Origin of the sequence: Lysinibacillus sp. NPDC097214 (assembly GCF_050277945.1) — a bacterium.
GTDB classification, from domain to species: domain Bacteria; phylum Bacillota; class Bacilli; order Bacillales_A; family Planococcaceae; genus Lysinibacillus; species Lysinibacillus xylanilyticus_B.
Genome location: NZ_JBNNSS010000007.1, coordinates 63,339 through 76,347, shown reverse-complemented (window position 1 = coordinate 76,347; position 13,009 = coordinate 63,339). Strand labels below are relative to the sequence as shown.

General features: G+C 37.6%; 10 protein-coding genes and 1 riboswitch. All 10 genes read left to right on the top strand.

All coding sequences use genetic code 11. The features are described 5' to 3' along the window. The first annotated feature begins 295 nt into the window (after nt 1-295). The 10 genes from ACQKMI_RS16700 to ACQKMI_RS16655 all read left to right on the top strand — a co-directional run bounded on the left by ACQKMI_RS16700 (nt 296) and on the right by ACQKMI_RS16655 (nt 12,813). On the top strand, nt 296-2,284 hold the full coding sequence (locus ACQKMI_RS16700; protein WP_427490737.1) for an ABC1 kinase family protein: 1,989 nt from the start codon (nt 296-298) through the stop codon (nt 2,282-2,284). A 381-nt stretch (nt 2,285-2,665) separates the two neighbouring features. Continuing rightward, nucleotides 2,666-3,868: an NlpC/P60 family protein gene (locus tag ACQKMI_RS16695; protein WP_427490735.1), complete on the top strand. Its 1,203-nt coding sequence runs from the start codon at nt 2,666-2,668 to the stop codon at nt 3,866-3,868. 620 nt (nt 3,869-4,488) lie between these two features. Then, nucleotides 4,489-5,037: a hypothetical protein gene (locus ACQKMI_RS16690; protein WP_427490733.1), complete on the top strand. Its 549-nt coding sequence runs from the start codon at nt 4,489-4,491 to the stop codon at nt 5,035-5,037. Between the two features lie 219 nt (nt 5,038-5,256). Then, nucleotides 5,257-5,446, top strand: a riboswitch (cobalamin riboswitch). Nucleotides 5,447-5,644: 198 nt separating this feature from the next. Then, nucleotides 5,645-6,187, top strand: coding sequence for a hypothetical protein (locus ACQKMI_RS16685; RefSeq protein WP_427490731.1), 543 nt, complete (start codon nt 5,645-5,647; stop codon nt 6,185-6,187). Nucleotide 6,188: 1 nt separating this feature from the next. Further along, nucleotides 6,189-7,157, top strand: a complete 969-nt coding sequence (locus tag ACQKMI_RS16680; RefSeq protein ID WP_427490729.1) for an ABC transporter substrate-binding protein — start codon at nt 6,189-6,191, stop codon at nt 7,155-7,157. A gap of 802 nt (nt 7,158-7,959) precedes the next feature. Continuing rightward, a complete protein-coding gene (locus ACQKMI_RS16675; protein WP_427490727.1) occupies nt 7,960-8,727 on the top strand; it encodes a tyrosine-protein phosphatase in 768 nt (255 codons plus the stop codon). A gap of 472 nt (nt 8,728-9,199) precedes the next feature. Beyond that, a complete protein-coding gene (locus tag ACQKMI_RS16670; protein ID WP_427490725.1) occupies nt 9,200-10,585 on the top strand; it encodes an MATE family efflux transporter in 1,386 nt (461 codons plus the stop codon). Next, nucleotides 10,585-11,415: a putative RNA methyltransferase gene (locus ACQKMI_RS16665; RefSeq protein WP_427490723.1), complete on the top strand. Its 831-nt coding sequence runs from the start codon at nt 10,585-10,587 to the stop codon at nt 11,413-11,415. The genes ACQKMI_RS16670 and ACQKMI_RS16665 overlap by 1 nt, the downstream gene beginning before the upstream one ends. A 79-nt stretch (nt 11,416-11,494) precedes the next feature. Then, nucleotides 11,495-12,103, top strand: coding sequence for a lysophospholipid acyltransferase family protein (locus tag ACQKMI_RS16660; protein ID WP_427490721.1), 609 nt, complete (start codon nt 11,495-11,497; stop codon nt 12,101-12,103). 245 nt (nt 12,104-12,348) lie between these two features. Continuing rightward, on the top strand, nt 12,349-12,813 hold the full coding sequence (locus ACQKMI_RS16655; protein WP_427490719.1) for a low molecular weight protein-tyrosine-phosphatase: 465 nt from the start codon (nt 12,349-12,351) through the stop codon (nt 12,811-12,813). The last annotated feature ends 196 nt before the right edge of the window (nt 12,814-13,009 follow it).

Here is a 13,009-nt window from a genome sequence, read left to right as displayed (position 1 = left end):
TTGATAATGAATAAAATTGTGGATAAGTATTGATTTAAGTGGATTATATACCCTATTAGGTATTTTATCAACAAAAATTACTGAGTAAAAATCATTGTAAGTGGATAAATACGAAAGAAGTAAACAAATAGACAAAATTTTGGGGATAAACTTAGTAAAAGAAATTAAGTAACCGGATTTGATTTCAATAAAAGTTGGGGATGACAGTCGGGACGGAAGTGACCCCGCTTTATGATGATAAGCCTTAGATTTGTTATACTAGCAGTATTAGGAAGTAGCATCGGAGGTGACGCTGTTGATTTTTTTGAAATTTTTTATTCAAATACTAGTTGTTTCAGGGCTTATTTATTTTGTGAGTGGTCGATTAATTGGATCAAACATTAATTTTATACGTAGGATTCTTTCTGTAGTTATTAGTGTGACCCTAACGTCCTTTGTTTACTGGTATACCTATTTACGTCATACAGATTTTTTATATGAACCGATGATGCAAGCCGTGACAGAGGTCAGTACACTTATTTGGATTGGTAGCATGCTACTCATTTCGATGCTGCTCTATCTTGTTTTTGAGCTTTTCGATTCAAGTGGTATTACAGCTAGAGATCATCGAAATGGGAAAAAGAATATATTCTTGCGCATTCGTAGCTACTGGCGACAACAAAAGCGCTTGCGCCAGGTATTTAAAATAGCTGTGACAAATGGCGTTGTTCAAACGATTAAATATGCAAGACAGCGAGAAAATGAAAAGGAGCTTGCCGTTGCTTTTAGGGTAACTTTGGAGCAATGTGGTGGGATATTTATTAAATTCGGCCAGGTCCTTTCTACTCGTAAGGAATTATTTTCTCCTATCTTTATTGCCGAATTGGAGAGGCTACAACATAGTGTGAAGCCTTTACCTTCAGAACAGGTAACAAAAATTTTAGAAGAGTCACTCCCGAAGCCTATGAATGAACTATTTGCAAGCTTTCAAATGGAGCCTATTGCGGCAGCATCTATTGGACAAGTCCATAAGGCACGATTGAAAAATTTTGATGAAGTCGTGGTGAAGCTACTGCGTCCAGAAGTGAAGGGGATCATGCGAGATGATCTCGAGATTTTAGAGGAGTTTGCCAATTGGCTTTCACGAAAGTCTACATGGGCTGAGTCACTTGGTTTTCGTGAGCTTGCTAAAGGATTTGCAGATGGTTTACGCGAGGAAATTCATTTAGATATTGAGGCTCGTAATACATTGCAGGTGACGAAAGCTCTTGCCAAAAGCGAATATAAGGTGCGAATTCCCAAAATCTATACAGAATATTGTTATGAAAATATTATTGTCATGGAATATATACGTGGGAAAAGTGTTGCTAATGCTGCGGCTGAATTTAGTCGTTTAGAAAGTGATCGTAGGCAGTTTGCCCGGACTGTTTTATATTCTTTCTTTGAGCAGATGCTTCTTTCTGGTATCTTTCATGCAGATCCACATCCAGGGAATATTCATATTGATGAGACGGATGGCACACCGATACTGCTTGATTTTGGGGCTGTAGGGCGTTTGGGTGCTACACAACAAGAGGGCTTAAAGCTAATTTTAATGGGGATTCATCTAAATGATTCAAGTACTTTGTTTGATGGCTTAACATTATTGGTTGAAAATGCTGATCATGCAGAACGTACGAAGATGGAGCAAGCTATTGATCAAATTCTCTTGAAAATCTCTTATGTGGATCGGATTCCAACAGAGGAATTGATACATGCGTTATTTACAGTTGTTCGTGATTTTGGTCTTGCTTTCTATCCATCAGTAGGTTTAGCGCTGCGTTCCTTAGTAACATTGGATGGCACATTACGGGTAATTGACCCAAGATTTGATATTTTTACAGAAGCAAAAGATTTTTCATCCGCATATATGCGGGCATCCTTCCTGAAGCCATTTAAAGAACCGTTGGCAGCAAAGGAACGTATACAAGAAGAATTGTCCATGCTTATTCCGACATTGCGCAAAATGCCAAGACGAGTCGACCAACTTATTCAACGGATAGAGAGTGGGAAAATTATTTTACATCACGACGTTTTTTCGGATGAGGATAATGCTCGTTTTATTACCAATCTGTTTTCCCGTTTCGTCTTGCTCCTCGTTGGTATTACCTTTGGTATTATTTCTGTAGCACTTTTAGCGATTTCACAATTTATTCATGACACGTATGCGGTTTACTTAAATACAGCTGCATACTTAGGCTTATTTTTATGTGCCATTCTCTTAGTACGGCTTTCTATCCAAGCACTACGTTCCATGAAGCAATAGAAATGCCAACTCGGAGTGAAAATCAATCTTTGTTTATGGTTACACATTATTTATAGGTAGGGGAAATGGTCCCTTACCTATTTTTTATTGTAAAAAAGATCATTAGAAATATTACAAAAACATTACAAGATAGAGAGTGTGTCTAATGGTAAAGTAGCTAAAAACGTTGCTATGTAGAATAAAACAAGATTTTGTAGAATTTATTAGAATTTACATGAATATTACAAGAATGTTTCGAGTTTTACTAAACCATTAAAAAGGCGCGAAATAGTATAAAAGTTATGCTAATAGTGCTAAACTTTAAAAGGCTAATAAAATATAAGATTACATATAAGAAATCGTTCCAATGATACAGTAAAATTCTACGAACGAAATTGACTAGTGAAGGGAAAGAATAACGTGGGTAAGCGCAATAAATGGCGTAAGTCGATGGTGCTAGCATTAGCACTAGCGGGCGGCTTATTATTTAATACAGTTCAACCAACTGAAGTGCACGCAGAAGAAACATCTCAACAAATGATTGATAAGAAAGCTAAAATAGATACAGAGGTTAAAAAGCTACAAGAAGAGCTAAAAAACCTACAACAAGAGATTGATGAAAAAGTAAAAGTATTTAACAAAGTACAAGCAGACATTAAAGAAGTTGATGCAAATATTGTAGATACTAAAAAACGTATTGAGCAACGTTCAGCGATTTTAAGTGACCGTATGGCTGCATACCAAGCTCAAGATAATACTGTAGGTATTTATTTAAATGCTGTTCTTGAATCAAAAAGCTTTGCAGATTTAATGGACCGTGTCGTAGCGGTAAAAACATTAATGGATGCTGACCAAGAATTAGTAGATCAACAAGAAGCAGATAAGGCTAACTTAGAGAAACAAAAAACAACATTAGATGAAAAACAAAAAGAGCTTCAAAAGCAATTCCAAGAGCTTCAAGAAAAGGAAAGCGAAATGGAAGTGAAAAAAGCTGAAAATGAAGCAAAATCTCTTGCATTAAAGGCACAAATTGCAACGAAACAAGAAGAAGAGCGTTTAGAAGCAGAACGTAAAGCAGCAGAGGAAGAGGCAGCTCGTTTACGTGCACTTCAAGCAGCTACTCCAGTTGTACAAGCAACAAACAACAATAATAACAGTAACGATAATGATAATAGCGATGCTAGCAAGAGCAGCAAAGCTAACAATGAAAAATCAGTACAAAAAGTCGTTGTTGGTTCAGGGTCAGGAACTGCATCTTCAGGTGATGCTATTTCAACTGCGAAACAATTCCTAGGTCGTAGCTATGTTTGGGGTGGTAGTAACCCATCGACAGGATTTGACTGTTCAGGTCTTATACAATGGTCTTACCAACAAGCAGGCGTATCTTTACCACGTACAGCATCACAACAATATTTAGCAACACAACGTATTTCAGCAAGTGAAGCACGTGTAGGTGACCTAGTATTCTTCAGCTATGGTTCGGGTATAGCGCATGTAGGTATTTACTTAGGAAACAACACGATGATTGATGCTCAAAATAAAGGTGTTGTCATTGAATCACTTGATTGGTGGAATCAATATTTAGTAGGCTTCGGTCGTATTTAAAAAGCCGTACTAAAATATAGACGATTTAAATAGCGAAAAGGTTATCTTTGTAAAAGAAATTACAAGGATAACCTTTTTTATTATTTGACGGTATTGGAGATTATCCCGTAAAAAACAACTATTTAAAATATAGTTAAAATCCTACGAGTAAACCTAGCAGGCAAACAGATATGGTTATCCATTAATTTATGCTCGACTACTCGATCAATAATGAGTAAAATAACTTTTGTGAAGAATAAATTTACATAAGTAGATATATTTACTACTATAGGCCCGGTTACAAAAATGAAAATGGAGCCGAGAAAAGAAATAACATTACTTATTCATAGAATGATTGTCATCATTAATGCGTATTTTACTTGAATTAAAGCAAAGGCTGATAAGTGTGACACCTCTAACGAGTAAAATGTGACTTCATATAGCTAAAAGAAAGTATTCCTTGCATATTGAACCTCGTTTCTGATAATTTTGACATATACAAGTAGGGATCTTACTTTGAAATTATAATTATTTGAGACTTTTATTTTGTAGTAGCGAAGTAACGAATGATGGGAAATGAGAAAACACTTACAAGTGCATTATTTTTTTTCGTTCTGAAACAATAAAGGTAGGGATGAATCATGGAAAAAGAGATTTTGCAACTTTTTAGTAATTTAACAGAGCGTGACCGTGATATTCAATACAAATCATACGAAGAATTAATGAAGATTATGCAGGAGCCAGTTGATTGGACATATTCAGTTTGGGAACAACTTGTTCAGACTCTTACATACAAAAATGGTCATGTGCGTGCAAGTGCTGCACAATTTTTATGCGCATTGGCTGCAAAAAGTGATCCTGAAGAAAGAGTATTAGAGGACTTCTTAAAGATTTGGGCAGTAACGTATGATGAAGAAACAATCACTGTGAGGCATACTTTACAGGCAATTTGGAAAATAGGCTTAGCAGGGCAAGTACAAAGAGATTTAGTCGTATCATATTTGGCTAAAAGGTATCAAACATGCTTAGACGAAAAACACCCGACATTAATACGCTATGATATTATTGTTTCCTTTAAAAAGCTATTCGATGCAACAAATGACCCAAAACTACTAGAGATTGCACAACGTTTAATTGAGGAAGAAAAAGATATTAAATCCAAAAAGAAATATAAGAATGCCATCCGGTAAAAGTTATGAAATAGCTAATTTTTTATAACGTATGAAAGATTTTACTCCATGAAGCATAACAAGTATCTGCACGAGCAGGATGAATACCCGTGGGGGCAGTGAATATATCCGCGTGCATAAGGTAATACCTGCATGATTTTTATCCATCGTAATTTGTTTATTCTAAATTCCACAGCTATTTTTTCCTATCAATCTATGTTAAACTGCATTACAAGTGAATAATTCTTGCAGAATAAAGGTGCTGAACTATAGCATAATCGGGAATTCGGTGAAAAACCGAAGCTGTTTCCGCAACTGTAAGTACAGGAATCATAAAGATATACCACTGTCGAATTATCCGATGGGAAGGTTTTTTATGAACGTAGTGAACTGTGCAAGCCAGGAGACCGACCTTTGTTTGAACGTATAGATAACTCTTCGGAAGCTAGGAGGATATGCGGCAAATACATAGGCTATGTCGTATCTATGCGACAATATTTATGTTATTTTTCGTTGTTTCCTTAGGAGTGGGAACAACGTTTTTTTATGTGCACTTATAATTCACCTAAATGTAAGCCGGGTGTTAATAAGGTAAGAATTTTTCATGAAGGAAAGCGGGGACTTAGATTTGAAAAAAGATGCACGTTATTCTTGTTATCCATTTATGCGTGAAAAGGCATCGACAGTAGATTTTGAAATTCGAACAGATAGCCTAACGACACATATTGGTGTAGCATTGGCGGCGGTGAAAAAAGAAACGGTAGAGGTAGTAGCAGCTGATTTGCTAGCCATTTTGCCAATGGCATACCATGTAAATGGCTCGGTCCGAGGTAAATTAGCGGTAACCGAAGGTGATTTGACTTGGCTAAGTGATCGCTATGATTTCTATGTTAGTCATGTTAAGGATGAAATACAAAACTTTGTATTACCTCAAGGAATAGAGGCTGCTACTACATTACATTTATGCCGTAGTGAGGCGAAAAAATCATATCGTGTTTTGCACAAAGTGTCTGAAGAACGCGAAGTACCAGCTATTCTCTTTGATTATTTAGGATTGCTAGCCAATGTGTTTTTTGTAATGGCTGTCTATATGAATCAGCATGCTGGTATTGCTGAAATACCGTTTATTAGTAAGTCATACCCGATGAAAAAGAAAAAGGAGAATCAATGAAATGAAGAAAATGTTTAAGCTGCAATGGCTTTCTGTGTTGATGCTGGCACTCGTATTAGTTGGCTGTGGCACGAAAGAAGATACAAATGAAGGAACTGTTTCTAAGGAAGCTCAACAAGTTGAGAAAACTACTAGCTATAAAGTTAAGGATGACCGTGGTGTAGAAGTAGAGTTTAATGCAGTACCTAAAACTATTGTTTCATTACAACCGAGTAATACAGAGATTTTATTTGCGCTAGGTGTGGGTGATAAAATAGTTGGTGCGACTAAGTATGATTCGTATCCAGAAGAAGCTCAAAAAATTGAGCGTGTTTCTGATTCTACAAAATTCAATAGTGAGCGTATTTTAGCGTTAAAGCCAGATGTCGTTATTGCCTATACAACTGGAGGCAAAGATGAAGAAAATTTAAATGGATTAAAAGGCCTTGAGGATGCGGGTATTAAAGTGTTTGCCATTCAATCAGCTAAATCATTTGATGATGTTTATGGGGATATTGAACAAATCGCAACGGTTATGGGCATCAAAGATAAAGGCGAAAAGTTAAATGAAGATATTAAAGCTAAAATTGCAGATGTCCAAGCGAAAGTTAAAGATGTGAAAGAACCAAAAAATATCTATTTAGAAATTAGTCCAAAGCCAGACATTTATACAGCTGGTTCTGGTACATTCCAACAAGAGATTTTAAATGCTGCAAATGTTAACAACGTTTTTTCTGACCTTAAAAGCTGGGCACCGATATCTGAGGAAGATGTCATTGCGAAAAATCCAGAAGTCATTTTAACAACAGTAAGCTATGTGAAAAACTCAGCGGAAGAAATTCTTTCTCGTGATGGATGGAATTCAATCACGGCCATTCAAAATAAAGCGGTTTATTCTATAGATACTGATATTTCAAATCGTCCAGGTCCGCGTATTGGCGAAGCTGTTGAGTTAATCGCAAAAGCCGTATACCCTGAGTTATTTAAATAATTTATATTGAAAAATAGTATTTTCGAGCTGTCCTTTATCAAGGGCAGCTTTTTTGATGGATAAGAAGGAGACCTACTCAGGGAGGAAAAGTGATCGGGAAAGGTGGATAACTGCTCCGCTTGGAAGGAAAAGTGATCGGGTAAAGTGGATAACTGCTCCGCTGGAAGGGAAAGTGATCAGGTAAAGTGGATAACTGCTCCGCAGGAAGGAAAAATGATCGGGTAAAGTGGATAACTGCTCTGCTTGGCAGGGAAAGTGATCGGGTAAAGTGGATAATTGCTCCGCTTGGAAGGAAAAATGATCGGGTAAAGTAGATAACTGCTCCGCTTGGAAGGAAAAAGTGATCGGGTAAAGTGGATAACTGCTCCGCTGGATGAAAAAATGATCGGGTAAAGTGGATAACTGCTCCGCTTGGAAGGAAAAAGTGATCGGGTAAAGTGGATAACTGCTCCGCTGGATGAAAAAATGATCGGGTAGAGTGGATAACTGCTCCGCTTGGAAGGGAAAGTGACCGGGTAAAGTGGATAACTGCTCCGCCTGGGAGGAAAAGTGATCGGGAAAGGTGGATAACTGCTCCGCTGGATGGAAAAGTGACCGGGTAAAGTGGATAACTGCTCCGCTTGGAAGGAAAAGTGAACGTGTAATACGGCTACCCGATCCACCTAGATAAAGAAACGCTCAAATAAATCTCCTCGTTGCTCTAAGTAGCACAGGACATTTCCTAGTTCGAAAATTGGTATTATATCGAATTGTTCTATAAAATAGAGATAAGTATGCTTGCTAACAGGAAGAGGTGCAGTGAGTGAAACAGTTTGATATAAAGATTATTCCGTTTGAGGCAGTTTATAATTTTCGGGATATGGGTGGTTATAAGTCGAGAGATGGGCGTGCTGTTAAGAATGGTTTGATTTATCGTTCGGCGGCACTTGGTAAAATGACGACAGCAGATAAAGAGCTTTTTGAAACGCTAGGTGTGAAAACAATTTTTGATTATCGAGACAACCATGAGGCTCAAAATAATCCTAATCCGATATTCCCGTATGCCAATTATATTCAAATACCAGCTAAGGGAAATCATGCTTTTGAGATGCCTACAAACGCTGGTGGAAAAGATTTTTATAAGGTTGTAAGCCCGGAGATGTTCAGAGAATTTTATGCACAAATGCCTTTTAATAATGCCTCGTTCAAAGAGTTAATAGCAACGATTCAACAACCTGAAAATTTAGGGCTTGTTCATCATTGTGCAGTCGGGAAGGATCGAACAGGTATTGGCAGTGCACTTATTTTACTTGCTTTAGATGTACCTGTGGAAACGATAATGGAGGACTATTTAGATACAAATGTACATTTACATCCCTTAGTCGAACGGATGGCTAAGACAATGGAGCAAGATTATAGCGATCAAGAATTACAGCAATTTTATGCCTTAATGTCTGCCCGTGAAGACTATTTACAAGCAGCATTTGATGCAATGGATAACCGATATGGCTCGAAGGCAGCCTTTCTAGAGCAAGAGTTTGGGTTAACAACTGAAAAACGTAAGCAATTGCAGGACTATTGCTTACTATGATAAGAAGCCCTTTCACATAAAATTGTGAGAGGGATTTTTTTGAGTATTATAGTAGCTTTGCATAATCTTTTAACTCCTGTTGGCCTAAAGCCTCCGGACGTAATTATGCGAGGCATAATGTTTCATTATAAAAATTCTTTACAGTCTAAAAATCTATGATAAGATACTATATATTTTTAACTTCTTTCAGCGGGTGTCCAAACACCCGCTGAAAGAAGTTAAAGCCCCCGGCGGATGTCACGGAATCGAAAAGGAGTTCTTAGGGGATGTTAGCCTAAAATCATCGCATCCATGCGATAACGGCTAACTGACCTGCGTCGTGCAGGCCTAAGCACAAAGCCGATTCCGGACGCAATTATGCCGAGGCATAATTGATTGGGTAGTAATTAATCTGTATCGAAGGCAAAGAAGGTAGTTGAAAGATTAACAGCCAGTGAAATATTTACGAAGCGATTAGGAGAAGTGAAAAGTATTGGCAGATACATTAAGAGAAAGTGATATTAAAGAGACAGATAGGTTAAGTTTATTCCATTTAACATGGCCGATATTTTTAGAAGTATTTTTATTTATGTTAATGGGACTAGCTGATACTTTTATGCTCAGTGCTTTATCAGATAATGCTGTATCAGGAGTTGGTGCAGCCAATCAATATATTCATATTGCAATTTTAATACTTGAAGTAGTTGGTAATGGTGCTTCCATTGTTGTATCTCAATATTTAGGTTCAAGGCGCTTTTTTGAAGCTGCGAAGATTTCCGCTTTAGCAGTAACGATGAATTTGATCGTTGGACTAATGATGAGTGTTTTATTTTTCTTCTTTTCAAGTCATTTAATGACCATGATGAACTTGCAAGGGGAAGTGCTTAAATACGCTCAAAGCTACTTGGTAATCATCGGAAGCTTTATTTTTTTACAGGCAATTATAAATGCGTTAGCAGCGATTATCCGTGTACATGGATGGACAAAGCAAACGATGTATGTATCACTAGGTATGAATGTGTTACACGTTGTCTTAAACTACGGTTTAATCTTTGGTAACTTAGGATTACCAGAGTTAGGTGTAAAAGGTGCGGCTATTTCCTCAGTGATAAGTCGTGGTTTAGCAGTTCTTGTGTTTTTCTGGCTGTTGTATCAAGTCTTGGAAATAAGAGTGAAGCTAGAATATTATTTCGAGTATTCAAAGGAATATGTTCAAAAAATATTAAATATAGGCTTACCGTCAGCATTTGAGCAGGTGCTTTATCAGTTCTGTCAAATTGTCTTCCTTTATTATGCAACGTATTTAGGCGCAGAGACACTTGCTGCGAGACAATATGCCATGAATATTTCGATGTTTACGTATTTATTTGCGATTGCCATCGGAACAGGTACAGCTATAATTATTGGACGAAATGTCGGTGCTGGTAAAAAGGATCAAGCTTATGATCAGCTTTGGACAAGTGTACGCGCAGCTTTTGCCTTTACGATTACTATGGTTGCAGTTGTAACGATATTCCGTCAGCAACTTATGCACGTTTTTACAGATAATCCAGAGGTTATAGGCATCGGAGCATCTGTCCTAGCATTAAGTATTCTACTTGAAACGGGTCGTACAATGAATATTGTAGTTATTAACTCGCTACGTGCCTCTGGGGATGCAAGATTTCCGGTGAAAATTGGTTTCTTATCAATGGTATGTATGAGCCTCCCACTCGGTTACTTGTTCGTATTCGTTTTACATTGGGGGTTAGTAGGTATTTGGCTAGCAATTGCAGCAGATGAATGGATGCGAGCCATTATCGTATACTTTAGATGGAGAAGTCGTAAGTGGGAGCGTTTTGCACTTGTTTCACCTACAGAACAGAAGGAGGAAAATTAATGGGGGCACTTTCTAAAAGAGCTGCAGGGGCAGCGTTAATGGATAAAAATATAAAGCTTTTTGCTTGTCCAATTTGTCAGGAGTCAATGGATGTTTTTGAGCAAGGTAGATTAGTATGTTCTTCAAATCATTCTTTTGATATTGCCAAACAGGGCTACGTCAATATGCTGACACATGGTGCTGTTTCTAAGTACAGTAAAGAGCTCTTTGAATCTCGAAAAGCGGTTATTGATAGTGGTATCTATGATGTAGTAGAAGATAAAATCGGAGAGCTAATTGCTAATGCAGAAACCGTGCTTGATACAGGTTGTGGTGAGGGCTCACATTTAGCTCGTATTATGGCAAAGAAACATGGGATAGGAATTGGTATTGATATTGCCAAGGAAGGCATCCTTGCTGCGTCTCGACATTATCCAGAGCAAATTTGGTGTGTCGGTGATTTAGCGAAAAGTCCATTTGCAAGGTCGAGCTTCGATGCCATATTAAATATTTTATCGCCTGCCAATTACGAAGAATTTAAACGTCTATTAACACAGAATGGTTGTGTTGTTAAGGTTGTACCTCAGAGCGGGTACTTACATGAGCTTCGAGCGCAATTATATGCGGATTCTACTAAAGAGTCGTATTCGAATGAACAAATAGTTGCTCGGTTTAAAGAAAGCTTTACCGATGTTAGTGTAGAACGTATAACTTATACAGTACCGCTAGCTACAGAGCTTGTACCAGCACTGCTTGAAATGACACCGATGGGCTGGCATAAAAAAGAGGGATCCAATATCCTGTTAAATGAAATTACGATCGATGTTGATGTATTAGTGGGAAGAGTCTAGAAATTTCACATGCAATTGCAGTATACGGGTCCTTTCGTTTACAATGGGGATAACTATTGAATAAGGTAGGAATGAAACAGTGTATAAATTTATAGCAAATGTTGTAAAAGTGATATTGAAATTAACGGGCTCAAAAGCGCGTGTATATGAAGAGCAAAACTTACCGAAGGAAGGTGGGTTTATTATTGCATGTACACATACAGGCTATGTTGATATTTTAAATCTTGGTGTTGCAATGTCTCCTCGAGAAATTCACTTTATGGCTAAAAAGCAGTTGTTTGATATAAAAGGTCTTGGCTGGCTTATTGAACGATTAAATGCCTTTCCGGTTGATCGTGACAATCCAGGACCAAGTGTTATTAAAATCCCTTCACAGTTATTGAAAGAGGGTAAAATCGTAGGGATTTTCCCATCTGGTACAAGAAATGCAGAAGGTTCGGATTTGAAGCAAGGTGCGATAACAATAGCGCAGCTATCCAAAGCCCAAATTGTACCAGCCGCTTATGTTGGCGCGCGTAATGCTGGTGATGTCTTTAAGCGTGGAAAAGGTTATCTAATTTATGGCGAGCCATTTTACGTAACGGGTAAAGGTAAAGAAGGGCGCGAGGAATTTACACTTCACCTTGAGCATGAATTAGTAGCATTAACTGAAGAATTAGAGAAGCGAGTTGCAGCAGAAAAGAAATAAAGTGAAACACCGAGGAGAACCCTCTGTGTGAAGAACACAAACTAAAATCTTCACATTCTCTTGAAGTAGTAGCATACTGCCAGTAATGTGGATAACTTAGAAGGCGCTCAGAATCGATTGATTTTGAGTGCTTTATCTGCATTCACAAATATTTTGCTGAAAAGATAAAACGTTAGATACAGATGTTAATTGTAGCGACAGCTACAATTGTGCCAAGGCGAAATTGATTGTAGGAGGACATAAAAATGATTCGAGTACTTTTTGTATGTTTGGGGAATATATGTCGATCACCAATGGCTGAGGCGGTCATGCGTGATTTGGTAGAGAAAGAGCATTTGAGTCATAAAGTCCATGTAGATTCGGCTGCAACAAGCTCTTGGCATATCGGCGAACCACCTCACAAGGGAACACAGAATAAGCTAAAAGAATATGGCATCTCAACAAAAGGGATGCAAGGCCGACAATTACAAAAGGCTGACTTTGAAAATTTTGATTACATTATTGGCATGGATGAAAGCAATATACGTAATATCCGCACAATGTTGGGGGATCCTGATTCCCCAAAAATTTTCCGCTTTTTAGATTTAACTAACCATCGAAAAGACGTTCCTGATCCGTACTATACAGGAGATTTCCAAGAAACCTATGATTTAGTTTTAGAAGGCTGTCATGCACTATTAGAAAAAATCAAAGGACAACATAAGCTGTAAGAGAGGAAAGCGCCCAGTCGGAACGGAAATCAACCACACGTTTTGGTGATCATCCCAAGTGGCTCTAAGTGAAACAAATTTTTGCAATTAATGACTTAATAAAGTTACCTTAAACATTGGCATATCTAGCTTTGTAAGCATCATTTGTGTTATTATTTGCAGAGTAAAGATACTTCAAGTATTTAATCACCATTTA